Genomic DNA, 24,685 nt, shown 5'->3' with positions numbered 1-24,685 from the left:
CCCAAAAACCGGCGATGTGATGATAAAACACGGAGGGATAACAATGAGTGAACAAATAGTAGATGTTCGAGATATAGAAATATGTACAGAGAGTTTTGGTAACCAAAATGACCCGGCGGTGCTTCTTATTATGGGAGCCATGACATCCATGGATTGGTGGGATGAAGATTTTTGCCTTCAGCTAGCCGGACGAGGAAGATTCGTCATTCGGTATGATAATCGTGATTTAGGAAAATCAACGGTTTACGAGCCAGGAACGTCAAATTATACGATTACGGACCTGGCAGATGACGCAGCAGGTGTACTGGATGCTTATTCCATTGAAAAGGCTCATATTGCTGGAATGTCGCTTGGCGGTATGATTGGGCAAATTCTTGCTCTGCGATATCCTGAACGGATTCTATCACTCACAGCAATTGCTTCCAGTGTGTTTGGAAAGGAACAGGAAAAGCTGCCTGAGATGGATCAGCGCATCTTAGATTATCATTCCAGCAGCAGTTCCATTGATTGGAACGACCGGCAAGCAGCTATCGACTACCTTGCAGGAGGCTGGAAAACCTTATCAGGTTCTAAGCCTTTTGAGAGAAATCGAATGGAAAAACTGGCCGATAAGGAATTAAAACGGGCCAGACAAATTGCAAGCCGATTTAATTATGCCTTGCTGCAGGGCGGTATTCATTACTTTGACAAAATGGGTGAGATAACGGCACCTGCAGTGGTTATACACGGAACAAAGGATCCCGCGCTTCCGATTGAGCATGGCCTGGCGCTTGCGAAGGCCATTCCGAATGCTGAATTTATTGCACTTGAAGGCACCGGACATGAAATTCACAGTGATGACTGGGCAGTGATAATCAGCGCCATAGTTGCCTTGAGCAGCCGCTCCACAGAGAATTAAAGTTTTAGATACACTCAAGTGTAAAATTTAGCAAAGATCATGTACAAAGGCTGTAAAAAATGACGATTACGGGAGTGAATAAAATGCTGAATGTTGCAATGCTTAGCAGATGGCATGTGCATGCTGATGATTATGCGAAAGAGGCACTGATTAATGAGTCCATTTCAATTAAAGCCGTTTGGGACGAAGAAGAGGAGAGGGGTATGAAGTGGGCAGAGGAGCTTGGTGTTCCGTTTGAAGCCGATTTAGATTCTGTTTTGAAAAGAAGCGATATTGATGCAGTGATCGTTAGTACTCCGACAACCATGCATAAAGAAGTCATCATGGCTGCTGCGGGATACGGAAAGCATATTTTCTCTGAAAAAGTTTTAGCCGTTTCCTTGCGGGATTGCGAAGAGATTTTTGAGTCGGTGGAGAAAGCAAACGTAAAACTTATGGTTTCGCTTCCCAGACTCTCGGCAGATTACTTTTTATATGCAGAGCAGGCAGTCGAGAAAGGCTGGCTTGGAAGGTTAACATCCATTCGGTGCAGACTGGCGCATGATGGAGCAATATCTATTCCCGGGAAACCATCCGGCTGGCTGCCCTCGCACTTCTTCAGCGAAGAACAATGCGGCGGAGGAGCGCTAATTGATCTTGGTGCACACCCCATTTATTTGACATACCGTTTAGCTGGAAGCGCTGTGTCCGTTTCTGCTAAGCTCCTTCATACTCTTGGGCTTGGAGTGGATGATAATGCCGCTGTGACGGTAGAGTATGAATCAGGTGCTCTAGGAATCATTGAAACAGGGTTTATTTCAGCAGCAAGCCCGTTCCAGCTGGAACTATACGGAACAGACGGAGCTCTTCTTATAGAAGATAACAAGGTCCGCATGATTAGTGCCTCCTTAACACAAGGAGAGTGGATTACCCCTGATGATCTTCCGAAACCTCTTCCTATGCCGATGGAACAATGGGTAATGGATATCGAAGGGAAAAAAAGTCCGGCGATTACAAAAGACGATGTGCTGAATTTAACTCTGATGAACGAAGCGGCAGCCCGCTCAAGTAAGGAAGCGAGAGCGGTTTCTGTGCAAGAACTAAAAGAAGGCGCGCATCAAGGATAATCTAAAAAAGGGGCTTCCTAAGAAGCCTTTTTCTATTGAATAAGGCTATGTTAAAGCATGGTGTTGATTTTTTGACACCTGTTGATTGAAGCAAACACCTGCAGCGGAAATCAACAGCTAAGTTAACAAAGCTTTGAATAAAAGGAGGGTATTCCGATAAAAAAGTTAATGTTTCATGCATACGGAACGAATAATTTGACATCAATGTATCGATGATTTAATATAGTTGATAGCTCAATAGTTGACTTATCAATTATAAGTTTCACCACAATAGTGAGTTAAATATGGCCAGGTTAATTTCTTGACTTCATTATAAATATCATCTTATATTTGATAGGTCAATTATATTCATTGCGTGAAAGGAGGGGGATGCGTTTGTCCAACTTGCGAGCCCAAGATGAAGAGATTGTTTTCCGATTATATGAAATCAACAAACGGACAAATCCGAAATTCGAAGCATGTACAGGAGTCAGCCAGTCCCGATTGGAGCTTTTGCTAAAACTGTATGAAACAGAGGAAATTAATCAGAGCACACTGCAAAAAAAAGTAAATATAGACAATGCTGCTGTAACCAGGCATTTGAAGCAGCTTGAAGAAAAGGGTACGATCATCCGCCGGAAAAATCCTGAAGACAATCGTTTCACATATGTACGCCTGACCGAAGAAGGGCGCGGGAAAATCGCCGCATATAAAGAAGAAAAACAGCGGTTTGTTTCGGATGTCTTACATGGTTTTAATACGGAGGAACGAACGCTTCTTTTAGAAATGCTTACCCGGATTCAAGAAAATGTAGAGAATATGAAATACTAATGAATGAAAATCAACTAGACCCCTCATAAAGGAGAAATAAATCATGACTAAAATGAACGATTTTAAAGAAATTATCACCGGACGCCGTTCCATTCGCAATTACGATCCATCAGTGAAAATCAGCCGGGAGGAAATGACGGAGATTCTGACAGAAGCAACGCTCGCTCCATCATCTGTAAATATGCAGCCATGGCGTTTTATGGTCATTGATTCAGAAGAAGGCAAGAAGAAGCTTGCTCCGCTAGCGAAGTTTAATCAGGTGCAAACCGAGACATCTGCTGCAATGATCGCTGTTTTCGCTGATATGAAGAGTGATGAATATATGGATGAAATTTACGATAAAGCAGTAGCTGAGGGACATATGCCTGCTGAGGTGAGAGACAGACAAGTAGCGCAGATTAAAGGGTTTTTTGAAGCAAGCTCGTTTGAATCACTAAAGGAAATGAATTTGATTGATGCCGGCCTTGTTTCAATGCAGCTGATGCTTGCTGCACGTGCACACGGCTACGATACGAATCCAATCGGCGGTTATGAAAAGGATCAAATTGCCGATGTATTCGGAATGGATAAAGAGCGTTACTATCCAGTTATGCTTCTTTCCATTGGGAAAGCGGCAGATCAGGGCTACCAATCAGTGCGTTTACCGATTGAAAAGATCACGGAGTGGAGATAACCGCCATTCTTGCTTAGAAAAAATTAAATGAAAAGAGGAAAAAAAAATGATTATTACACATGCAGGATTTCAAGTTAGACCGGATAAAGAAGCGGCTTTTCTTGAAGAAATTGAAACATTGGTGAAAGCTTCACAGGCAGAAAATGGATGCATCTCTTATCGTCTGATGAAAAATCTGGATCAGGAGCACGCTTATACAATGGTAGAAGTCTGGGAAGATATGGCTGCTGTGAAAACCCATGGAGAAAGTGCCCATTTTGTTGGGTTTGTAGGGAAAGCAAAAGAGTTTTTAACGGCACCACTTGATGTAAAAAGCTATGAAGGAAGCCTTCTTCAGCGCTAATTTACTCAAAAACCCCTTACGGCATAATGCTGTGAGGGGTTTTTGATTGCTGCAATTACCGTTCTAATTGTTGAAAAAGGATGGTTCAATTAGACGAGAGGAATAGAACTTTTACTATTAACAATATTAATAACTCCGATTATTTAAAAATATTTTACTAATGCTCTAATTTTCTGTAAAATTAGATAAGATATTTATACTGCTAACCAAGGTAAAAAGCGTGCTGGTTTATTTTAAGTGAAAAACCGACTTAATACATAGGTATAATCGAAATATGATGAAATGATGAGGTGGGTTCATTGCATATTCAAGTAACAAACAGCCCTTTTGATCAAAAGCAGGCAGATCTCCTGAACCAGCTATTGCCAACATTAACTGATTCACAAAAAAACTGGATTTCAGGCTATCTTGCGGCTTCAGCTGCCAGTACTCCAGGGGCTGCTGCAGCTGAAGTTCCAGCTCAGGCTGCTGTCCAGACCATCTCCAAAAACGTGACCATCCTTTATGGATCCCAGACGGGGAATGCGCAGGGATTGGCGCAAGCGGGGGGCAAGACCTTAAAGGAGAAGGGTTTTGAAGTAACCGTAGCTTCCATGAACGATTTCAAACCAAATCAGCTAAAAAAAATTCAAAACCTTCTGATTGTGGTCAGCACACATGGTGAAGGCGATCCGCCGGATAATGCGCTGTCACTCCATGAATTTCTTCATGGGAAACGCGCACCGAAGCTTGAGGATTTGAACTATTCCGTTCTATCCCTGGGTGACAGTTCTTACGAATTCTTTTGCCAGACAGGAAAGGAATTTGACAGCAAGCTGGAAGAGCTGGGCGGCAAAAGACTGCATCCAAGAGTGGACTGCGATCTGGATTATGATGAGCCTGCAGCTGAATGGCTGGAAGGGGTCATTAATGGTCTTTTAGGATTGCAGGGAAGTGATGCCTCAGTGCCGGATTCTTCAGCTGCTACACCGGCTGCAGTAACGAATTATTCAAGAACGAATCCATTTCATGCGGAAATTCTTGAAAGTATAAATTTAAACGGACGGGGGTCCAATAAGGAAACGACGCACATTGAATTATCACTCGAGGGCTCCGGTCTTTCCTTTGAACCGGGGGACAGTCTTGGGATTTACCCTAATAATGATCCTGCTCTGGCAGATTTGATTATCAGCGAAATGAACTGGGCACCGGATGAAATGGTTACAGTAAACAAACAGGGGGATGTGCGTTCATTAAAGGATGCGCTCACTTCTTTCTATGAAATAACCGTCCTAACGAAGCCGCTGCTTGAGCAAGCTGCACAAATTACAGGATGTCAGGATTTAAAAGAACTGCTTTCACCTGGCCGGGAAGCGGAACTAAAAGAGTACCTTACAGGACGTGATTTGCTGGATCTGCTGCGTGATTTTGGACCGTGGGCTGTTCCGGCACAAGAGATTCTCTCCGTCCTTCGAAAAATTCCTGCACGACTTTATTCTATTGCAAGCAGCTTGGCGGCCAACCCGGATGAGGTTCACGTAACAATCGGGGCTGTGCGCTATGAGTCTCATGGACGCGCACGAAACGGAGTATGCTCCATTCTTTGTGCGGAAAGGCTTCAGCCGGGAGACAGCTTGCCGGTATATATCCAGCCCAATCAAAACTTTAAGCTGCCCGCCAATCCCGAAACACCGATCATTATGGTAGGTCCAGGGACAGGAATTGCCCCATTCCGATCGTTTATGCAGGAGCGGGAAGAGAAAGAAGCAGAAGGGAAATCATGGCTTTTCTTTGGAGATCAGCATTTTGTAACAGACTTCCTTTACCAGACAGAGTGGCAAAAATGGATGAAAGATGGTCTATTAACAAAAATGGATGTGGCATTTTCAAGAGACACAAAGGAAAAAGTGTATGTTCAGCACCGTATGCTTGAGCGGAGCCGGGAACTGTTCAATTGGCTGCAGGAAGGTGCTGCTGTTTATGTTTGCGGTGATGAAAGGAATATGGCGCATGATGTCCATAATGCACTACTGGAAATCATTCAAAAGGAAGGCGGTTTGAGTCAGGAAAAAGCAGAAGAGTATTTGGCTCAAATGCAGCAGGATAAAAGATATCAGCGGGATGTTTATTAGGAAAGGAGTTTTTCACATGGGCAATCGAATATTAAAAGCACCGGAAGGAACTCCGAGCGATGTGGAGCGTATTAAGGATGATAGCAACTATTTGCGCGGAACCCTTGCGGAATCAATGCTTGAACCGATCAGTGCAGGAATTTCGGATGATGATAACCGCTTAATGAAATTTCACGGCAGCTACCTGCAGGATGACAGGGATCTCCGCAATGAACGCCAAAAACAGAAATTGGAGCCGGCCTATCAATTTATGCTCCGTGTCCGTCTGCCGGGCGGAGTTGCTACTCCCGCTCAGTGGCTTGTCATGGACGACCTGGCTCAAAGGAACGGCAATGGCACTTTGAAGCTGACCACGCGCATGACCTTTCAAATGCACGGAGTATTAAAATGGAATATGAAAAAAACGATTCAGGATATCCATGCATTTCTGATGGATACGATTGCTGCTTGCGGTGATGTAAACCGGAATGTCATGTGCAATCCGAATCCTGAACAATCTGAGATTCATACAGAGGTTTACGAATGGTCCAAAAAATTAAGTGAACATCTCCTTCCACGTACACGAGCGTATCATGAGCTTTGGCTTGATGAAGAGAAGGTAGCGGGCACGGCAGAAGAAGCTGAACCAATGTATGGTCCTCTTTATCTGCCCCGTAAATTTAAAATCGGAATTGCGGTTCCGCCGTCCAATGATATCGATGTGTATTCACAGGATCTGGGGTTTGTCGCGATTGTTGAAGAGGAGAAGCTTCTTGGATTCAATGTCCTGATTGGCGGAGGGATGGGAATGTCCCATGGCGATAAAGAAACCTATCCTCAGCTGGGAAAAACAATTGGCTTCTGCACACCTGATCAAATAGTAGAGCTGGCTGAAAAAATTATCACGATCCAGCGGGATTATGGAAATCGCTCAGAACGGAAAAATGCCCGCTTTAAGTACACGGTAGACCGTCTTGGACTTGAAGCAGTGAAAGAAGAACTAGAGAACCGATTGGGCTGGACCCTGCAGGATGCAAAACCTTACCATTTTGATCACAACGGCGACCGCTACGGATGGGTAAAAGGGGTCAAGGGCAAATGGCACTATACTCTGTTTGTAGAAGGCGGGCGTGTAGCCGATTTCGAAGATTATAAGCTTATGACTGGCCTTCGTGAAATTGCGAAAGTGCATTCAGGAGACTTTAGGCTAACCGCTAACCAAAACGTAATCATTGCAAATGTTCCGCAAAAGATGAAAAAGCAAATCGATCAGTTAATAGCCGAATACGGTTTAACGGACGGCAAGCATTATTCCGCACTCCGTCGAAGTTCAATGGCGTGTGTGGCCCTGCCTACATGCGGCCTTGCAATGGCGGAAGCGGAGCGCTATTTGCCGGTCTTAATCGATAAAATTGAGCGGATTGTTGATGAAAACGGTTTGCGCAATGAAGAAATAACAATCCGCATGACTGGCTGCCCGAACGGCTGTGCCAGGCATGCCCTCGGGGAGATTGGATTTATTGGCAAAGCTCCGGGGAAATATAATATGTATCTTGGAGCAGCCTTCGATGGCAGCCGCTTAAGCAAAATGTACAAAGAAAACATTGGAGAAGAAGAAATACTGAATGATCTTCGTGAGATCTTGCCTCGTTATGCCAAAGAACGGGAAGATGGGGAACACTTCGGAGATTATGTTGTCCGTGCGGGAATTATTTCTGCAACAACAGATGGAACAAACTTTCACAATTGAGAAGAAAACAGAAAAACGATGACCCCGGGATTGGAGTCATCGTTTTTTGCGGTTAAAAAAGTTTCTGCCAAGACTGAAAATCGCTCCTGCACCCAAGCCAATTCCCATTAGGATTCCGCTAATGGCTACTCCAAACGCAATATACTCAAAAACCGAGTATTGAGTCATCAATCTCCAATCGATTTTTCCTTTCCAGTCCTCTATCACAAGATTCATCCCATAAATTCCGGAAATAACCGTGTATGTCGTTAAAATGAACAATAAATAATTATTTCGTTTAGCTGAAATTTTCTCCTGGTTTCTGAACAAGCTGTCGAGCGTTTTTTTTACTTCGTCATATAAGGTCGAAATATGAAACACATTATTCATTAAGAAAGCCAATTCCTGTCCTTCTGTGCGGCTGCTTATTTCCTTAAAATGATATTTGCCGGAAAACTCGGTAATCGTTTGAATTAGCTGTTCAATCTCATTCGTTTTATTCCGTCTGTACAGCAGCGAGTATTGATAGGAAAGTTTAAGCAGAACCATTTTGTAAAAGAAGTGAAGGAGCAAGTTGTAATAATGCTGGCCAAACATTTCAGACTTAATTATGGGTACATGTTCGCCCTGCTGGGTAAGGCATGTAAAGGCATGATCGCTGATTACATAGTTTGTCTGAGGAGCCCACCTGCTGTAAGTGTGGGTCTTTGCGTAATGATCTATGTACTCTGGGTTATTAGCGGAAATAAACGGATTTCCTTTTGAATCATAACCATTTACCTGCCCCGATCGGAAGAGATGTTCATTTGTCACGTGATTCTCACGTGTGACCAGCGTACTGACAATATACATTCTTTCATCCACGAAATACGGAAGACTCCCGAAATAAGAGGACTTGTTCACTCCTGTTTCGATAAAAGGGACAATGCCGGGTGCGACTTCTTTAAATATGTAATCCTGAATGCTGTCATAGGATGAATTTTTAGTCATGACCCTAAGATTTTTCTTTTCAACAAGCTTTGGATCCAGAACACGGAACTGATTTTGAAAGTCCATCACTTCAGAAAGCTTTAGGGGAGACTGAGTAAACCGGGTCCGAATCGAGATCATACCAATTTCAAAAGGGCAGATAAAAATATCAGCAGAAAGGACTTCTGCTTCATATGAACGCTGATCCTCACCGAATAATAACCGGATTGGTGATTGAACAGACTTTGAAAACCGGCTGAGCGATTCTTTTGCCGGCTCATGAACAAATAACAGGTTTTCAATAAACGGCAAAAAGTATTGGTCCATATTATCATGGGAAACGGACTGCCCGGGACCGTAATATGCATTTTCTGTTTCTTTTGCGTCCAGATGGAAGAAGCGGTAACCGCTATTCTCCAGCTGCTGCTGGATCTTCATCACATTTGTATGTTTTAAAGAGAAGGGAAAAATAAATTGACTGCTGGCTTCATCTAATTGAAGCTCCTTTTGATTGTCGGACATAAATGGTTCCTCCAGATGCTGATTGTATAGCACATTATACAGCCTTTATTCTATCATTATAATCTGAATGAAAAAAAGCTTGTCCAGTTGAACAAGCTCGTTAATGCACTGTACGGTATACTCCAATCACTTTGCCAAGTATGGACACGTTCCTTAAAATAATGGGTTCCATTGATGAGTTTTCCGGCTGCAGCCTGATATAATCTTTTTCTTTAAAAAAGCGTTTTACTGTGGCTTCATCATCCTCGGTCATGGCAACGACAATATCACCGTTATTAGCGGATTGCTGCTGTCTTACTACAACAAGGTCTCCGTCTAATATTCCCGCTTCAATCATACTGTTCCCGACAATCTCAAGCATAAAAACCTGGTCATCAGGTGAAGCAAGCCGTTCAGGGAGCGGAAAGTATTCTTCAATATTTTCCACAGCAGTAATCGGCAGCCCTGCCGTAACCTTCCCGATAATCGGAACGTTAATCACTTCGTTTCTCGGAATTTCCATTCCAAGATCTTCATTTAAAATTTCGATAGCCCTTGGCTTTGTAGGATCTCGGCGTATAAGGCCTTTGTTTTCAAGTCTGGCAAGATGGCCATGTACGGTAGAGCTGGATGCCAGACCGACAGCAAGGCCAATTTCACGGACGGAAGGCGGATACCCTTTGCTTTTGACTTCCTGTTTAATAAATTCAAGAATGTCCTGTTGCCTTTTTGATAGTTTGCTCATCCTTAGCACCTCAGAGTAAGTAATTTATAGTGATTATAGCATCATTTACCTGAAAATACAAACATAAGTTCGAAAAACGCTTGACCCAAAACGTTTGTTCGTATTATAATAAAAATATCAAAAAGCGAACAAACATTCTGGAGGGGTTAACATGTCAAAAAGCACATTTGCACTCATAGCATCATTTTTCGTTCTTGTCGGGGGTATTTTATTTGCAGCAGCCGGTACGGGAAGCGGCAAAACACTGGATGAATATGCTAAAATAGAAATCCGAGAAGGAGATACACTATGGGATTTGGCAGAAACACTGAAGGACAAGCACGGAATGTCTCAGACAGAGTTTGTGGAATGGGTGGATAAGGAAAATAATTTATCTACTATTGTAATTAAACCTGGTGACACCGTTTTTATTCCAGTGAAAAAGAATGATCTTTACAAACATGAAACCCATATTATTGCTTCAGAAGAGTAGGTGTTTACTTGAAGGCGGTTATTTATTGCAGAGTCAGTACAGCAAAAGACGAACAGGAAACTTCTCTTCTCAGACAGGAGGAAGAACTGACTTCTTTAGCGGTTCAAAACGGAATGGAACCCGTCCGGATCATCATGGAGAAGGCAAGCGGCTATGAGATTGAGAGGGAAGGAATTCTCGAGCTTCTTGACACGATAAAAAAAGAAGATGCAAAAGCAATTCTGATCCAGGATGAAACGAGACTTGGGAGGGGAAGCGCCAGAATGGCCATTCTCCACTGTATATACAAAGAACAGGTGAAAGTGTTTACAATCGCACAGCAGGGCGAACTGCAGCTGTCAGAAGCGGATACAATGGTTCTTGAAATTGTCAGCATTGTCGAAGAATATCAGAGGAAGATCCATAATATGAAAATTAGGCGCGGAATGAAGCGTGCGGTTGAAAAGGGATATCGGCCGCAGCATAACTTAACCGATCTTGTCTCCGGAGGAAGAAAAGATAAAATTGAAGTTCCTATCGAGGAAATCGTTCGTTTAAGGAATAGTAAGCTCACGTTTGCAGATATAGCAGCCACGCTGAGAGGCTTCGGCTATTCGGTTTCAAAAGCGACAGTACATAGAAGGTTCCAGGAATACATGGAAGAGAAAAAGGCAGCTGAACAGACCTAATAATCTGTTTAGTTGCCTTTTTTTGCTCTTTTTTGTACGATTGCACTATCTAACATTATCCGTAAGTTACGTACGAAGTGAAGCCCATTATATAAGAACATGTTTTTTTTGGACAGGTGCTCTGTAAATTTCCCTTTCTAAGGATGGTGGGCATTCTGCAGCAGTAAACAGCCATCATATTAATTTCATAACAGCAGAATGATAGGAAAAAGTCTTCGATCACGAAACGTACAGGAGTTATACAGGCTTAAAAAGGAGAATGATTATGCTTTCTAAAGAAAAAATTGATCGAATTAATGCTCTTTCAAAAAAATCCAAAGCTGAAGGGTTAACAGAACAGGAACAGCAGGAGCAAAAGGCTTTGCGGGAAGAGTACCTGAAAACCTTTAGAAGTTCCATGAAGAACACTTTGAAAAATGTGACCGTGGTCGATCCGGAGGGGAATGACGTAACCCCTCAAAAATTGAAAAATGAGAAGAATAAAGGACTTCATTAAAAGTTCGAAACTGGCCTGTTTAATATAAACAGGCCTATTGGTTGTACTATTTGAGCTGGACGGATATGATAAGAGGGTAAATTGTTCAAACGAAAGGATGGTCTATAATGACATTATCTACTATTGACTCATTGTCCATTGCTACAATCCGGACTCTATCTATTGATGCAATTGAGAAAGCAAACTCCGGACATCCGGGAATGCCTATGGGATCTGCCCCGATGGCTTACAAACTGTGGACAGATTATATGAAACAAAATCCAGAGAATCCAAACTGGTTCAACCGTGACCGTTTTGTTCTTTCTGCCGGGCATGGCTCTATGCTTCTTTACAGCATGCTTCACCTTTCAGGCTATGATGTTTCTATGGAGGATTTGAAATCTTTCCGTCAATGGGGAAGCAAAACTCCAGGACATCCTGAATACGGACATACAGCTGGTGTAGATGCAACGACTGGACCGCTTGGCCAAGGAATAGCAATGGCGGTAGGAATGGCTATGGCAGAACGTCACCTAGCACATACATACAATAAAGACTCTTTTAATGTAGTCGATCACCATACATTTGCGATTTGCGGCGACGGAGATTTAATGGAAGGAATCTCATCTGAGGCTGCTTCTTTTGCAGGTCACTTGAAGCTTGGCCGCCTGGTTGTTCTTTATGATTCAAACGATATTTCTCTTGATGGCGATCTTGACCGTTCATTCAGCGAAAATGTTCAGCAGCGTTTTGAAGCAATGAATTGGCAGGTGATCCGTGTCGAAGACGGAAACGATACAGATGAAATCGGCCGGGCTATTGCTGCAGCGAAGCAAAATGAAGATCAGCCAACCCTGATTGAAGTCAAAACAACGATCGGATTTGGTTCACCGAACCGCGCCGGTACTTCAGGCGTCCACGGGGCACCCCTTGGAGCAGAAGAAACAAAGCTCACTAAAGATGCTTACAAGTGGACATTCGATAAAGATTTCCATGTGCCTGACGAAGTATATGAACACTTTGCGAAAACAATCAAAGAGGATGGCAAAAAAGCTGAAAACGAGTGGAATGCCCTATTTGAAAGCTACAAAAATGAGTACCCTGAACTTGCTGAGGAGCTTACACGCGCAATTAATGGCGAACTTCCTGAAGGATGGGATGCAGATATTCCTGTATATGAGACAGGAAAAGGACTTGCTTCCAGAGCGTCTTCTGGTGAAGTGCTGAATGCCATTGCGAAAAATGTTCCTAATCTGTTCGGCGGGTCAGCGGACTTAGCCGGATCCAATAAAACGACAATCAAAAGCGTAGAAGATTTTACTGCCGCCAATTACAGCGGACGCAATATCTGGTTCGGCGTAAGAGAATTTGCTATGGGTGCGGCACTAAACGGTATGGCTTTACACGGGGGATTAAAAGTATTTGGAGGAACGTTCTTCGTATTCTCCGATTACATGCGTCCTGCTATCCGCCTGGCTTCCTTAATGAACCTGCCTGTAACATTCGTATTCACTCATGACAGCATTGCTGTAGGGGAAGACGGACCTACTCATGAACCGATTGAACAGCTGGCTTCATTAAGAGCGATGCCGAATCTTGATGTGATCAGACCAGCGGATGGAAATGAAACGGCTGCTGCATGGAAGCTCGCTGTAACATCCAAAACCAGTCCGACCGCTCTTGTATTATCAAGACAGGATCTTCCGACGCTCGAGCACTCTGCAGAATTGTCCGGCACTGGTGTGGAGAAAGGTGCTTATGTTGTATCACCTTCACAAAAAGAAATGGCGGATGCTATCCTGCTTGCTTCCGGTTCTGAAGTGGGTCTTGCAGTCGAATCCCAAAAAGCGCTTCTTAAAGAGGGAATCGATGCTTCTGTTGTGAGCATGCCTTCCTGGAAACGTTTTGAAGAACAAACTGAAGATTACAAGCGATCCGTCCTTCCTAAGGATGTTAAAAAGCGCTTGGCGATTGAAGTGGCTTCTCCGCTTGGATGGGAAAGGTACACGGGTGATGAAGGTGACGTTCTTGGAATTAACCGTTTCGGTGCATCTGCACCAGGAGAAACGATTATGAAAGAGTTTGGCTTCACTCCTGAAAATATCGTAGCACGCGTTAAAGCATTGCTAAATAAATAACCAGTAAGGGAGCCTGCATCGTGCAGGCTCCCTTTCATTTGGCGAACTTTGATTCGACATAAATAGTGAATCCTCTCTCCGCATTAAGACACTCTTCATCATGCGTCATTCCGTATAATAAAGATAAAGAGCGTGCAGCGGCAGGAGGGGTTCAGGATGAGGCATTACTATGTTTATTTAATAGAAGAAGAATTCGCAAGCCATTATTTCGGCAAAGAGTCGAAGATTTTTAACCTAATTCAAAATTTTCAATGGACAAGCATTCATGACGGTTCGTACGACCTGTTGGATCGCCAGGTACAATATATTTCTAAAGCAATCCCGGCCAAAAAAATTCATCAGCTGCTAACCGGGTTCTTAATGATGAGAAAAGGCTACCGGCAGTTAGGCCACTTGCACAGAATCATTCTTAATGGTGAGGCCGGACAGGCAACATTGCTTGTAAAAGACCGATATTTGGAAATCGATGCTCAAGGCAGCTATGAAGCGGAGACGATATTTTTTGAAATTCTTAGGAAAATGGACCCCTGTTTTCTCGCGATGGACTTCCAATCCCAGCGATATGGATGGCTGAACCCGATATCTGAAAGAAAATTTGTCTAAAAAAGCAGAAATTATGCAGGAATTATTGTATAATATCGAAGGGTTTAGTAGACTGTAAACGAGAGAACTTGAAGGAGGAACTACCATGGCTTTATGGCTAGGCATAACACTGATCATAGTTGCTCTTTTGGGCGGCGTGGCGCTGGGCTTCTTTATTGCTCGCAGATACATGATGAGCTATTTGAAAAAGAATCCGCCAATCAATGAACAAATGCTTCGTATGATGATGATGCAAATGGGAATGAAACCATCCCAGAAAAAAATCAATCAAATGATGAAAGCGATGAACAGTCAGCAGATTAAATAAGGTATTTCAGCTGGTGTTTATAGTGCTTTAACGATAGTCACTCCTGGCATTTTGCAGATTTGTCATGCAGAGTGAGCCATTCATCTGAAATTTGACTAATGTATGCTTGATCTTTCATCAATCAAACACCGAACCGCTTCTATGCTGGCCATCAAACCAGTAGAAGGCGGTTTTTTATATTGGCCAGATATCAGAGCAGAGGTGGACAGCCAACAGATTTTAGAAGTGATTTGCTTGTGTGAGTAGTGATATCGGCAACATTTTTTCGGAAAGCGTCCACCTTCAAAATGCAGAATTGAAAACTTAAAGGTCCTTCCGTTTAGTTGGCGAATAGTAGATGAAGGAGGAGGTTTTTAATATGCCGCAGGTAAGGATTGAAATGATTATCGATGAAAATGACGCATTCCATGATAAGGTTGATCTAGAAATCGCTCAGCTTATGATGCTATCGGATTTCATTACAGTCAATAGCAACACAGTCCGGGTATACGCAAAGGAAGTTACCAGCGCAGGAATTGTAAAGTTTTATGGGATCAGAAAAAAACCGGAAGATATTAGGTAGGGGAAAACCTGCTTTAAAAAAGGGAATGACCGCCCTGTTGCGCCACTCCCTTTCCCTGTTAATGCATATAACGCTGATTGTTTTGAGGGAGGATAATCTGCTGATACTCATACAGCATTTTATCAAGTTCCTGGCTGTATTGAATGGTGACCGTTGAACTCATTCCGTTTTTACAGACGATTTCATTCAGTTCTTCTCGTTTGCGTTCGATTTCTTTAAGCATATCCTTCTTCGTCACTGCGATGTATCCTTTCTATGTAAACTGCTGCATTTTGTTTGGAAAAAAGTTATAGGTTTTGATGGAATTGTCATCATTGATTATAAGCTTTTTAATAGCATCCTAAAACCAAGTCGAATTAAGTGTAAGAAAATTGACATATGAATGACATAAAATGAAATATTTATTCGTATTCATTCCGGATGTGGTACATTTAAAAAAAGGTATTGAAGAGAGAAGGATGAGGATGGCAGATGTAAATGCGATGCTTTCATTTGGAGCGGGGTTCCTTTCTTTTGTTTCACCTTGCTGCCTGCCGGTTTATCCGGCGTTTTTATCATACATAACGGGAGTTTCTGTTCAGGATTTGAAATCGGAGCAGGGAATGCACCGAACACAGAGCATGCTTCATACAGGCTTTTTCTTGCTGGGTTTTTCCATTATCTTTGTGGCACTTGGGTTCAGTACGTCCATGATTGGGAGTTTTTTTATTAACTATCAGGATTTACTTCGGCAGCTGGGAGCGATATTGATTGTCTTTATGGGGTTTGTCACGCTTGGAGTTTTATCTCCAAAATTCCTTATGAAAGAGCGGAGACTGCAGTTCAAGCATCGGCCTGCAGGGTATGCGGGGTCAATTTTGATTGGGCTTGGATTTGCTGCTGGATGGTCTCCATGTGTCGGTCCGATTTTGACAGCGGTGATGACCTTAGCCGGTTCACAGCCGGAATCAGCGCTTCTGTATATGATTAGCTATACGCTTGGTTTTTCTGTCCCTTTTTTTGTTTTAGCTTTTTTTATCGGAAAGATGCATTGGATTTCAAAGCATACTGCCGTATTTATGAAAGCAGGGGGCGGGATTATGGTTGCAATGGGATTGCTCCTATTCTTCGATGGTATGGCGGCTATTATCAACTATTTTACAAAATTGACAGGTTTTACAGGATTTTAGACCTATAAAAATTTTAAAAATAAGTCAAATTTACTACTTTTTCCTCTTCTTTCTGTTATAATAGATTACAGATGAAGGCGAAGCATTTTAGGGAGGGGTAACATGGCGAGGATTCTGATCGTTGATGATGCCAAATTTATGAGAGTTACATTGACTAATGTACTTGAAGGAGCAAGTCACACCATAGCAGGGGAAGCCGAAAATGGCATTGAAGCGGTCAGTCAATATAAGGCACTGCTCCCGGATCTTGTAACACTTGATATTACAATGCCTGAGAAAAATGGGCTGGATGCATTAAAAGAGATTATGAGTGAGTTTCCGGCCGCAAAAGTAATCATGTGTTCTGCTATGGGCCAGCAGAAAATGGTTGTAGAGGCGATTGAAGCGGGAGCCAAAGATTTTATTATTAAGCCCTTCGACTCCAGCCGGGTTCTTGAAGCGGTAGAGCGGGTACTGGGCTAACCTATACATTGCCATTTAGAATGAATCTAAATGGTTTTTTCATTTCTTGAAATACTAGCATGTCCGGCAAGCCTTTGTCATATGTTAACTTTGAGTAAATTGGTTTATAATAGAAGAATCAAAATATGAGGGATGATGAACCATGGATTTATTAGTCATTTCTACGATAATGGCGGTTGTAATGGGAACGATCGTATTAGTAGTAAGAATGCGCGCTTCAAGGAAGCCTGCATCAGCTAAGAAAATTATCCTTCCGCCATTATTCATGAGTACAGGTGCCTTGATGTTTATTTTTCCGTTTTTCCATGTAACGCTTGCAGAATTTTGGGAGGCCATTCTAGCGGGAATGTTTTTTTCAATATTTCTCATTAAAACGAGCAAGTTTGAAATTCGCGACAATGAAATTTATTTAAAGCGATCGAAGGCATTTGCTTTTATTTTAATTGGTTTGCTGGCACTCCGTGTTGGGTTAAAGTCATTTTTGAGCCTTTCTATTGATGTCGGTGCTCTTAGCGGAATGTTCTGGCTGCTTGCATTTGGAATGATTGTGCCTTGGAGAATTGCCATGTATATGTCTTTTAAAAAAATCCAAAATCAGATCAATCCGCCAAATACACAAGCCACGTAAAAAAGCTGTACCCTGCAGGGTGCAGCTTTAATCATTTAAAACATCGTCTTATACATCTGATAATCGATTTGCTTTTGTTTTAGATGCTTAATCAGAAACTTATGGTCCCTCTTAGGTGTAGCCAGTATATAGCCTCTTATGACGTGATCCTGTGTAATGATTGGTGCTTTTTCTTGTAAGGCAAGCTCGCCGATTTTGCCGGCGATTTTCTCCCTGGCCACATCTCTGAAAAGTTCCGGTACAGGTGAAACTAATTCCTCTAGCAGGTCCTTTTGACTTTGATCCCACAGATGGCGGGATTTTTGAATATAATGATCCTGCCAGTCCAAAATTGATTTTCCGTCCTCTTTCGGCAGGCGTTTTAAAAACTTTCTGAACATAAAATATCCGCCAATCGAGAGCATCGCAATCAGGAAAAATACCCAAAACACGATAAACCATTGAAACCAGCCGTCAAGCATCCTGTTCACCCCAACTGTTTCCATTTATGCTTTTATTATACATGAAAACGAATGGGAAGAGGTCAAGCTTTTTCATTTCCATTAAGCGCAGTAAGCCAGATCTTTCTGATTACATATGTTTTATACGATTCAAGTTTCTTTCGGTCGATTGGATGCTTCGTAATTCCTGCCTTCTTAAGCTCTGAAATGTACCAGCCCTTCGAACCCCTGTATGCCATAATGAAAACCCCATTTCTTTTTCAAAGAGGATATGCTTATGGCGATTCAATTAGAACGGCTTTGCCGCTGAGCGTTTAAACCTGTATTCATTGTGGCAGTAGCGGATAGGGAACCGTTTGAGGACATTTGGGCTGCAGGGGACTGAGAGGAATCATCAGCAGAACCGCTCCCGCTGCCTTCCACCGATTTTGAAGCAGTAATCGGTCCAACGTTTACCGCATTTCCGAAATGAACCACTCCTCCGGATATTTCATTAATGACGAGACTTTTTATATACACACCCAAGTTTTGATCGCTCCTGTTTTTAGCAGTATATGTACAGGCTGAGCGGAATGTATAAGCGCTTGTCTATATGTAACAAGCGGGTGCATTTAAGTGCTGCCAAGGGCGCATGCCTCTGAGGATCATTTTTTAAACAAAAAAAATCAGAGATGGCTATCTCTGTTCAGGGATGATGATTAGCTTATTATTTGAGGATGCCGGTAGTTGCTGTTCTTCTTTCAGAATCATGATCTCTAGGATCCCATTGGCGTATAAAGCAGTCATCTTTCTTTTATCCAGGCAGAATGGAAGAAAAACCATTGCTTCTTTTTTAGAAGACAGTGTTTTGATTGTGAGGCTGCTGTTCCCTTTTAAAACAGAAATCTTTTCTAATGGAAGTCCGGTTAAATCAGCTTCGATAATGTACTGGTCGCTTGTTTCATAAACATCGGTGCGGAATGAACCATCAAATCCACTTGAAAAAGGATCATCTAAAAACTGAGCGAGCCATTGATCCAGTCCTTTAAAATCAGAGGCGCCGGACCGTTTTGGATCATTCATTTTAATCATACCCTCCAAAAGATGCCTTTCACTATTTTTATTCAGCAGCAGGTTTTTAGTGAATGAATAAGCCCAAGTGGAGGGTAAGAAAATTACATATCGTGTCCGCTATTATGCTTCTGGCGGGAATGGTTTCTGTTTTTTACTTTTTTAGAGCCGCTAAGCGGTTCAGGCTGTCCCGGCTGATCTCCCTTAGGAGCATTTTTTCTCATATCTTTGCCTGTGTTTTTATTGGTCAAATGAATCTCCTCCTTTCCTGTTAGCTTTTGCTTGGTTCGATGGAGTATACGTGCATACATTTAACGCCAAAGGAAAAGATAGGGGAAGAAAAAAAGCCAGATAAAGGAGTAATGATGATGCCATACCATAAGAATAAACAGCAGGCATTCCAGGCAGCACAGCAGGAGGCCACGGAAACAAAGAGTCATTTCGAAACATTAAATTCAGAGAGCAAGGATTATGGTTCAGAGCTTAACCATTTAAAAGAGGAAATCAATGAGACGAACCAACAAATCCAAAATGCACTGGAGGTTGCTTCTGAGCATCAGCGCAGCCAGCTGGAGACATTTCAAAAGGATATAAACCAGATTGTTCAGGGAATGAATGAAGAGGATGAAAAATAATGATTAAAAAACCACAGCCGCGGCCGTGGTTTTTTTTGGTTCTGTTAACCATGTCTATTGATTTTGTTTCCTAAAGCTTTTAGAAAGCAGAACCATTCGGGAGTCAATCATGAAGCACAAAATTTTATATTGTGCGAAAATAATGAATGATCACATCTATAAGAAATTCTTATAATCTTCAATAACATCATTGATATTTACTTATGTATAAAGTTGTATTAAGATTGAATTGTGAAGTTTGTAACGGTTCATGGTAACCGTTTTCGACACGTAGAGTCGATAACAGCTTTAAGGGGGAGTAACACATGACGGAACAGCAGCAGTTGAATAATCAAGATGTATTTCAAGCACGTAAAACCTTCGACTTAAAAGGCAAGACGTATCATTACTACTCTTTGAAAGCGCTTGAAGAGGCAGGAATCGGGCAGGTTACAAAATTGCCTTATTCCATTAAGGTTCTTCTGGAATCTGTGCTAAGACAGGTAGACGGACATGTTATTAAGAAAGAACACGTTGAAAACCTTGCAAAATGGGGAACAAGCGAACAGCAGGATATCGATGTTCCTTTCAAGCCTTCCCGCGTCATCCTTCAGGATTTTACAGGAGTTCCTGCGGTTGTAGATTTAGCATCCCTTCGTAAAGCAATGGCTGAAATGGGCGGCGACCCTGACAAAATCAATCCTGAAATTACAGTAGATCTTGTTATCGATCACTCTGTTCAAGTTGATAAAGCGGGAACAGAAGATTCACTTCAATTCAATATGGAGCTTGAATTCCAGCGCAACGCAGAACGCTACAAGTTTTTGAGCTGGGCTAAAAAAGCATTTGATAATTACCGCGCTGTACCGCCAGCAACAGGTATCGTCCATCAGGTAAACCTTGAGTATCTGGCAAACGTTGTCCACGCGGCAGAAAAGGATTCAGAAACAGTTGCTTATCCGGATTCCTTAGTCGGTACGGATTCCCATACAACGATGATTAACGGAATCGGTGTACTTGGATGGGGTGTAGGCGGAATTGAGGCAGAAGCAGGAATGCTCGGCCAGCCATCTTACTTCCCTGTGCCTGAAGTAATCGGTGTAAAATTAACCGGCAAATTGCCATCAGGAACAACGGCTACTGATTTAGCGCTAAAAGTAACACAAGTTCTTCGCCAAAAAGGTGTGGTAGGGAAATTCGTAGAATTCTACGGCCCGGGTGTACCGGAACTTCCACTTGCTGACCGTGCAACAATTGCAAACATGGCGCCTGAATACGGTGCAACCTGCGGATTCTTCCCGGTTGACGGAGAAACGCTTAACTATCTTCGTTTGACAGGCCGCGATGAAGATCAAATTGATTTAGTTGAAACTTATTCCAAAGAAAATGATCTTTTCTATACACCAGATAAAGCAGATCCGATTTTCACAGATGTTGTAGAAATCGATCTTGGCGGAATTGAAGCAAATCTTTCCGGTCCAAAGCGTCCGCAGGATTTGATTCCTCTTTCCCAAATGAAAGAAACATTCCATTCCCACCTGTCCGCTCCTTTCGGAAATCAAGGTTTTGGTCTTGAGGCAAAGGATATGGACAAAGAAGTAACCGTTAAACTTGCAAGCGGAGAAGAAACGGTTATGAAAACGGGTGCGATTGCAATTGCTGCTATCACAAGCTGTACGAATACTTCCAATCCGTATGTATTGATTGGTGCAGGCTTAGTGGCGAAAAAAGCCGTCGAAAAAGGCTTGCAGGTGCCTGCTTATGTCAAAACATCTCTTGCACCGGGATCAAAAGTTGTGACGGGCTACCTTGATAATTCCGGCCTAATGCCTTACCTTGAGAAGCTTGGCTTTAACACAGTTGGTTATGGCTGTACGACTTGTATCGGAAATTCCGGTCCTCTGGCAGAGGAGATCGAAACGGCTGTTGCAGATGCTGATCTGTTAATTACATCTGTTCTTTCCGGAAACCGTAACTTTGAAGGACGGATCCATCCATTAGTAAAAGGAAACTACCTGGCATCTCCTCCGCTAGTCGTTGCCTACGCACTTGCAGGAACGGTTAACGTTGACCTGCAAAATGATTCATTAGGTAAAGACAAGGATGGAAACGACGTTTTCTTCAGCGATATCTGGCCAACTTCAGAAGAAATTAAAGAAGTCGTGGCAAAAACTGTTACACCGGAGCTATTCCGTAAAGAATACAACCGCGTATTTGACGATAATGCCCGCTGGAATGAAATTGAAACAACAGATGAAGCACAGTATGTGTGGGATGAAAATTCTACGTATATTCAAGCTCCTACATTCTTTGAGGGAATGTCTCCAGAGCCTGGCACTGTTAAACCGCTGACAGCTCTGAGAGTTGTAGGTAAGTTCGGAGATTCTGTTACAACGGATCATATTTCCCCGGCTGGCTCAATCGGCAAGGATACGCCGGCAGGACGTTATTTACAGGAAAAAGGCGTTTCACCAAGAGACTTTAACTCCTACGGTTCACGCCGAGGCAACCACGAGGTAATGATGCGCGGAACGTTTGCAAACATCCGGATCCGCAATCAAATCGCTCCAGGCACAGAAGGCGGTTATACAACTTACTGGCCGACAGGCGAAGTAACATCCATCTATGAGGCTTGCATGAAATACAAGCAGGATGGAACCGGCCTCATGGTCATCGGAGGCAAGGATTACGGTATGGGAAGCTCCCGTGACTGGGCTGCAAAAGGAACAACGCTTCTTGGAATCAAGACAGTGATCGCGGAAAGCTACGAGCGGATCCACAGAAGCAACCTTGTGCTAATGGGCGTTCTTCCTCTTCAATTTAAAGAAGGAGACAGCGCTGATTCACTTGGCTTAACTGGGAAAGAAGTATTTGAAGTATCAATTGGAGAATCCGTTAAACCTCGCGATCACGTAAAAGTGCGTGCGACAGATGAAGCAGGAAACTCCATTGAATTCGAAGCACTTGTCCGTTTTGACAGTGAAGTTGAAATTGATTACTATCGCCACGGCGGGATTCTTCCAATGGTCCTTCGCGGCAAGCTGAAAGCATAAATTAAACGTAAAAAGGCAGCCAATTGGCTGTCTTTTTCTGTTCCTGCGGATTGTCCTTTTTACGGATTATGAAGTAAAATAAATGCATACATATAAAAGATAAATGGGACGAAGAGGGGAAAAGCCATGATGAAACGCATTGCAGCGCTGTCCATATTAGCGGTTTTAATCCTTTTCGCTGTTTGGCAGGCGCTATGGCCAAAAGAACCGCCAGTAGGACTTGAGAAGGGGAATACAGCTCCTGAATTCACATTGCCTCAGCTTGATGGAGGCAGCGTTCAGCTTTCCGATTATAAAGGAAAAAAAGTCATTCTCAATTTTTGGGCAACCTGGTGCCCGCCATGCAAAAAAGAAATTCCTGAATTGAAGGAAATTTCAGCTGAATACGATAAGGATGTTGTCATCCTGGCCGTTAATTATACCGTTTCTGAAGCCAACGAGAGCTCTGTTAAAAAATTTGTTGAGGATCAAAAGATGCAATTTCCTGTTCTAATGGATCCTGAAGCAGATGTGCTGACACAATATAAAGTATTCAGCTACCCGACCACCTATTTTTTGGATGAGAAAGGGGTCATTCAGAAAGTCCAAAGAAGCATGGTGGATTATAAAACCCTCAAAAATTTTGTCCAGTCTTGAATCCCTCCACGTATAGGCGGCGAGTAAATCGGCTATACTGTCGCTAATACATATGGAGGTGTAAGCTTTTGAGAAAAGTCAAAAAGCTGTCATTCGAGGAACTTGTGATGGAAAACAAAAAAGAACTATTAAAAGATGAAGCATTCCTAGATAAAATTGAAGATAAGCTTGAACAGCGTTTTACAGAAAAATAAATTCATGAAAGTGCCTTCAGCCGGAAAAGATAATAATCGGAAGGAGGCTATTTTTATGACCAATTCCAACAATAAATCAAAACAATTTAATCCCGATCACATTGGCACAAAGTCAAGAGGGTTCGGAGGAAACAAAGGCAAGCAAATGCAGGATAAATCAGGCCAGCATCCCCAGGTTATTCAAACAAAAGGGGAATAATGACAATACAAATGCGGAGGGTGAGAGCAATGGGCTACAAATCAAATCCGGATGACCGTTCAGATAACGTAGAAAAGCTGCAGGATATGGTTCAGAACACCATACAAAATATTGAAAAATCACATGACTCTCTCGCTATGGCGAATGAGAAAGACCGCAGGGAGATTGAAGAAAAGAACAAACGCAGAGAAGATTCGATTGCTGCGATGAGAACCGAAATTCAGGACGAAGCCCAGGCACGTGAAAATGGGTATGAGACAAAGTAAAAAATAAAGAATCGGCAATTGCCGGTTCTTTATTTTTATTAATAAAACAATGTGCTAAATGCACATCAAGCTTCATTTTTTGTTCAAGATTCGCTGTCATGATAGAATAAACAGGCAATCAGTCAGCAGCAGTGAGGAGAGAAAACGATGTTCACATCAAAAACAGAAGTGGAAGTACGCTATTCAGAAACGGATCAAATGGGAATTGTTTATCACGCCAACTACTTAGTCTGGATGGAGATCGGACGCACAAAACTTATAGAAGATTTAGGGTTCTCCTATGCAGCCATGGAAGAAGAAGGAATTCTTTCCCCTGTCATTGATATAAATATCGAATATAAGAAACCTCTAAAATACGGCCAAAAGGCAATCATACATACATGGGTTCAAGAATATAGCGGTGTTAAAGTGGTTTACGGATATGAAATGTTCACTCCCGATGGGGAGCTTGCAATAAAAGCAACGTCCTCTCATGTATGCGTCAAGAAGGAATCATTCAGGCCTATTAACATTAGAAAATTCTTTCCGGACTGGGATGAAGCCTATAAAAGGGCTCGAAGAAGTGAACGTTAATGGCTTTTGGAATTAAAAGAAGTGAACTGAAAATTTGGAAGGAAGCTGTATTAAGGAAAGAAATCGCCTTTTTGACTCATTTTTGGTATGATGACCGGTTTCCGGCTTCCCATTCCGTGACGAAAGCAGGTTGCAGTGATCTGACCAAACTTGCAGAGTGGGGAAAACAATTTGGCTTACAAGCAGAATGGATTGACCGCCGAAGTGATTACCCTCATTTTGATTTAATGGGCAGAACACAGCTAAACGTGCTAAAACATTACGGTATGGACGAAACCATACAAAAATTTAAGTTGAAATGAAAAGCCGCAG

The 24,685-nt window shown here is 42.5% G+C and carries 33 protein-coding genes; 25 read left to right on the top strand and 8 right to left on the bottom strand.

Annotation, left to right across the window (positions count from 1 at the left end; translation table 11 throughout):
- Window positions 1–43: 43 nt before the first annotated feature.
- The 7 genes from AS29_RS18320 (at window position 44) to cysI (ending at window position 7,670) form a co-directional block, all read left to right on the top strand.
- Window positions 44–898 (top strand): alpha/beta fold hydrolase, encoded by an 855-nt coding sequence (locus AS29_RS18320; protein WP_035411678.1) that lies wholly within the window; start codon window positions 44–46, stop codon window positions 896–898.
- Between the two features lie 83 nt (window positions 899–981).
- On the top strand, window positions 982–2,004 hold the full coding sequence (locus tag AS29_RS18315) for a Gfo/Idh/MocA family protein (protein ID WP_035411676.1): 1,023 nt from the start codon (window positions 982–984) through the stop codon (window positions 2,002–2,004).
- Window positions 2,005–2,373: 369 nt separating this feature from the next.
- Complete coding sequence (locus AS29_RS18310; RefSeq protein WP_035411674.1) at window positions 2,374–2,814, top strand: MarR family winged helix-turn-helix transcriptional regulator; 441 nt, start codon at window positions 2,374–2,376, stop codon at window positions 2,812–2,814.
- 43 nt (window positions 2,815–2,857) lie between these two features.
- On the top strand, window positions 2,858–3,487 hold the full coding sequence (locus tag AS29_RS18305; protein ID WP_035411672.1) for a nitroreductase family protein: 630 nt from the start codon (window positions 2,858–2,860) through the stop codon (window positions 3,485–3,487).
- A 46-nt stretch (window positions 3,488–3,533) separates the two neighbouring features.
- Window positions 3,534–3,830: a putative quinol monooxygenase gene (locus tag AS29_RS18300; RefSeq protein WP_035411670.1), complete on the top strand. Its 297-nt coding sequence runs from the start codon at window positions 3,534–3,536 to the stop codon at window positions 3,828–3,830.
- A gap of 299 nt (window positions 3,831–4,129) precedes the next feature.
- Complete coding sequence (locus AS29_RS18295; protein WP_035411667.1) at window positions 4,130–5,941, top strand: assimilatory sulfite reductase (NADPH) flavoprotein subunit; 1,812 nt, start codon at window positions 4,130–4,132, stop codon at window positions 5,939–5,941.
- Between the two features lie 16 nt (window positions 5,942–5,957).
- The gene (gene cysI, locus AS29_RS18290) at window positions 5,958–7,670 is read left to right on the top strand and encodes an assimilatory sulfite reductase (NADPH) hemoprotein subunit (RefSeq protein WP_035411664.1); all 1,713 of its coding nucleotides are present in this window, start codon (window positions 5,958–5,960) and stop codon (window positions 7,668–7,670) included.
- 36 nt (window positions 7,671–7,706) lie between these two features.
- Here the strand turns inward: cysI and AS29_RS18285 are convergent, their stop codons facing one another.
- Both AS29_RS18285 and lexA read right to left on the bottom strand, forming a co-directional pair.
- Complete coding sequence (locus AS29_RS18285) at window positions 7,707–9,140, bottom strand: hypothetical protein (protein WP_035411661.1); 1,434 nt, start codon at window positions 9,138–9,140, stop codon at window positions 7,707–7,709.
- A gap of 100 nt (window positions 9,141–9,240) precedes the next feature.
- Window positions 9,241–9,864: a transcriptional repressor LexA gene (gene lexA / locus AS29_RS18280; protein ID WP_035411659.1), complete on the bottom strand. Its 624-nt coding sequence runs from the start codon at window positions 9,862–9,864 to the stop codon at window positions 9,241–9,243.
- A 151-nt stretch (window positions 9,865–10,015) separates the two neighbouring features.
- On the opposite strand from lexA, the gene yneA reads away from it, so the two are divergent.
- From yneA to AS29_RS18245, 7 genes are all read left to right on the top strand, one after another.
- Window positions 10,016–10,336 carry a cell division suppressor protein YneA gene (gene yneA / locus AS29_RS18275; protein WP_035411657.1) on the top strand — a complete coding sequence of 107 codons (321 nt, stop codon included), beginning with the start codon at window positions 10,016–10,018 and terminating at the stop codon, window positions 10,334–10,336.
- 8 nt (window positions 10,337–10,344) lie between these two features.
- Entirely contained in the window at window positions 10,345–11,004 is a 660-nt protein-coding gene (locus AS29_RS18270) for a YneB family resolvase-like protein (protein WP_035411654.1), read from the top strand.
- Window positions 11,005–11,269: 265 nt separating this feature from the next.
- Entirely contained in the window at window positions 11,270–11,500 is a 231-nt protein-coding gene (locus AS29_RS18265; protein WP_035411651.1) for a DUF896 domain-containing protein, read from the top strand.
- A gap of 107 nt (window positions 11,501–11,607) precedes the next feature.
- Window positions 11,608–13,617 (top strand): transketolase, encoded by a 2,010-nt coding sequence (tkt, locus tag AS29_RS18260; protein ID WP_035411647.1) that lies wholly within the window; start codon window positions 11,608–11,610, stop codon window positions 13,615–13,617.
- 156 nt (window positions 13,618–13,773) lie between these two features.
- Window positions 13,774–14,220 (top strand): sporulation inhibitor of replication protein SirA, encoded by a 447-nt coding sequence (sirA, locus tag AS29_RS18255; RefSeq protein ID WP_035411644.1) that lies wholly within the window; start codon window positions 13,774–13,776, stop codon window positions 14,218–14,220.
- An 85-nt stretch (window positions 14,221–14,305) separates the two neighbouring features.
- A complete protein-coding gene (locus AS29_RS18250) occupies window positions 14,306–14,527 on the top strand; it encodes a YneF family protein (RefSeq protein ID WP_035411641.1) in 222 nt (73 codons plus the stop codon).
- A gap of 358 nt (window positions 14,528–14,885) precedes the next feature.
- Window positions 14,886–15,089, top strand: coding sequence for a hypothetical protein (locus AS29_RS18245; RefSeq protein ID WP_035411638.1), 204 nt, complete (start codon window positions 14,886–14,888; stop codon window positions 15,087–15,089).
- Between the two features lie 58 nt (window positions 15,090–15,147).
- Here the strand turns inward: AS29_RS18245 and AS29_RS18240 are convergent, their stop codons facing one another.
- Entirely contained in the window at window positions 15,148–15,327 is a 180-nt protein-coding gene (locus AS29_RS18240; RefSeq protein ID WP_035411635.1) for an aspartyl-phosphate phosphatase Spo0E family protein, read from the bottom strand.
- 226 nt (window positions 15,328–15,553) lie between these two features.
- On the opposite strand from AS29_RS18240, the gene AS29_RS18235 reads away from it, so the two are divergent.
- The 3 genes from AS29_RS18235 (at window position 15,554) to AS29_RS18225 (ending at window position 17,348) form a co-directional block, all read left to right on the top strand.
- Window positions 15,554–16,258, top strand: a complete 705-nt coding sequence (locus AS29_RS18235; RefSeq protein WP_035412074.1) for a cytochrome c biogenesis protein CcdA — start codon at window positions 15,554–15,556, stop codon at window positions 16,256–16,258.
- A 102-nt stretch (window positions 16,259–16,360) separates the two neighbouring features.
- Window positions 16,361–16,720: a response regulator gene (locus AS29_RS18230; protein WP_035411632.1), complete on the top strand. Its 360-nt coding sequence runs from the start codon at window positions 16,361–16,363 to the stop codon at window positions 16,718–16,720.
- Between the two features lie 142 nt (window positions 16,721–16,862).
- Window positions 16,863–17,348, top strand: coding sequence for a CcdC family protein (locus tag AS29_RS18225; RefSeq protein WP_035411630.1), 486 nt, complete (start codon window positions 16,863–16,865; stop codon window positions 17,346–17,348).
- A gap of 35 nt (window positions 17,349–17,383) precedes the next feature.
- Here AS29_RS18225 and AS29_RS18220 read toward each other — a convergent pair whose 3' ends face one another.
- The 5 genes from AS29_RS18220 to AS29_RS18205 all read right to left on the bottom strand — a co-directional run bounded on the left by AS29_RS18220 (window position 17,384) and on the right by AS29_RS18205 (window position 19,089).
- Window positions 17,384–17,809, bottom strand: coding sequence for a DUF2621 domain-containing protein (locus tag AS29_RS18220; protein ID WP_035411628.1), 426 nt, complete (start codon window positions 17,807–17,809; stop codon window positions 17,384–17,386).
- Between the two features lie 62 nt (window positions 17,810–17,871).
- A complete protein-coding gene (locus tag AS29_RS21150; protein WP_082883912.1) occupies window positions 17,872–18,027 on the bottom strand; it encodes a DUF2639 domain-containing protein in 156 nt (51 codons plus the stop codon).
- 46 nt (window positions 18,028–18,073) lie between these two features.
- Complete coding sequence (locus tag AS29_RS18215; protein ID WP_231889998.1) at window positions 18,074–18,307, bottom strand: spore germination protein; 234 nt, start codon at window positions 18,305–18,307, stop codon at window positions 18,074–18,076.
- Window positions 18,308–18,463: 156 nt separating this feature from the next.
- On the bottom strand, window positions 18,464–18,850 hold the full coding sequence (locus tag AS29_RS18210) for an Hsp20/alpha crystallin family protein (RefSeq protein ID WP_051860818.1): 387 nt from the start codon (window positions 18,848–18,850) through the stop codon (window positions 18,464–18,466).
- A gap of 92 nt (window positions 18,851–18,942) precedes the next feature.
- On the bottom strand, window positions 18,943–19,089 hold the full coding sequence (locus AS29_RS18205; protein WP_066099099.1) for a small acid-soluble spore protein P: 147 nt from the start codon (window positions 19,087–19,089) through the stop codon (window positions 18,943–18,945).
- Between the two features lie 117 nt (window positions 19,090–19,206).
- On the opposite strand from AS29_RS18205, the gene AS29_RS18200 reads away from it, so the two are divergent.
- From AS29_RS18200 to AS29_RS18165, 8 genes are all read left to right on the top strand, one after another.
- On the top strand, window positions 19,207–19,473 hold the full coding sequence (locus AS29_RS18200) for a hypothetical protein (RefSeq protein WP_035411621.1): 267 nt from the start codon (window positions 19,207–19,209) through the stop codon (window positions 19,471–19,473).
- Between the two features lie 305 nt (window positions 19,474–19,778).
- Window positions 19,779–22,505, top strand: a complete 2,727-nt coding sequence (acnA, locus tag AS29_RS18195; RefSeq protein ID WP_035411618.1) for an aconitate hydratase AcnA — start codon at window positions 19,779–19,781, stop codon at window positions 22,503–22,505.
- A gap of 126 nt (window positions 22,506–22,631) precedes the next feature.
- The gene (locus AS29_RS18190) at window positions 22,632–23,141 is read left to right on the top strand and encodes a peroxiredoxin family protein (protein ID WP_035411614.1); all 510 of its coding nucleotides are present in this window, start codon (window positions 22,632–22,634) and stop codon (window positions 23,139–23,141) included.
- A 68-nt stretch (window positions 23,142–23,209) separates the two neighbouring features.
- Complete coding sequence (locus AS29_RS18185; protein WP_066099097.1) at window positions 23,210–23,335, top strand: FbpB family small basic protein; 126 nt, start codon at window positions 23,210–23,212, stop codon at window positions 23,333–23,335.
- Between the two features lie 55 nt (window positions 23,336–23,390).
- On the top strand, window positions 23,391–23,534 hold the full coding sequence (locus tag AS29_RS18180) for an acid-soluble spore protein N (RefSeq protein ID WP_035411612.1): 144 nt from the start codon (window positions 23,391–23,393) through the stop codon (window positions 23,532–23,534).
- A 29-nt stretch (window positions 23,535–23,563) separates the two neighbouring features.
- Window positions 23,564–23,800 (top strand): small acid-soluble spore protein Tlp, encoded by a 237-nt coding sequence (gene tlp, locus AS29_RS18175; protein WP_035411609.1) that lies wholly within the window; start codon window positions 23,564–23,566, stop codon window positions 23,798–23,800.
- Between the two features lie 147 nt (window positions 23,801–23,947).
- Window positions 23,948–24,373 (top strand): YbgC/FadM family acyl-CoA thioesterase, encoded by a 426-nt coding sequence (locus AS29_RS18170; RefSeq protein ID WP_035411608.1) that lies wholly within the window; start codon window positions 23,948–23,950, stop codon window positions 24,371–24,373.
- Complete coding sequence (locus tag AS29_RS18165; RefSeq protein WP_035411605.1) at window positions 24,373–24,675, top strand: hypothetical protein; 303 nt, start codon at window positions 24,373–24,375, stop codon at window positions 24,673–24,675. The genes AS29_RS18170 and AS29_RS18165 overlap by 1 nt, the downstream gene beginning before the upstream one ends.
- Window positions 24,676–24,685: the final 10 nt, after the last annotated feature.

The organism is Bacillus sp. SJS, assembly GCF_000732485.2.
Lineage (GTDB): Bacteria > Bacillota > Bacilli > Bacillales > Bacillaceae > Metabacillus_B > Metabacillus_B sediminis.
This window is presented reverse-complemented; position numbering and strand designations above follow the sequence as displayed.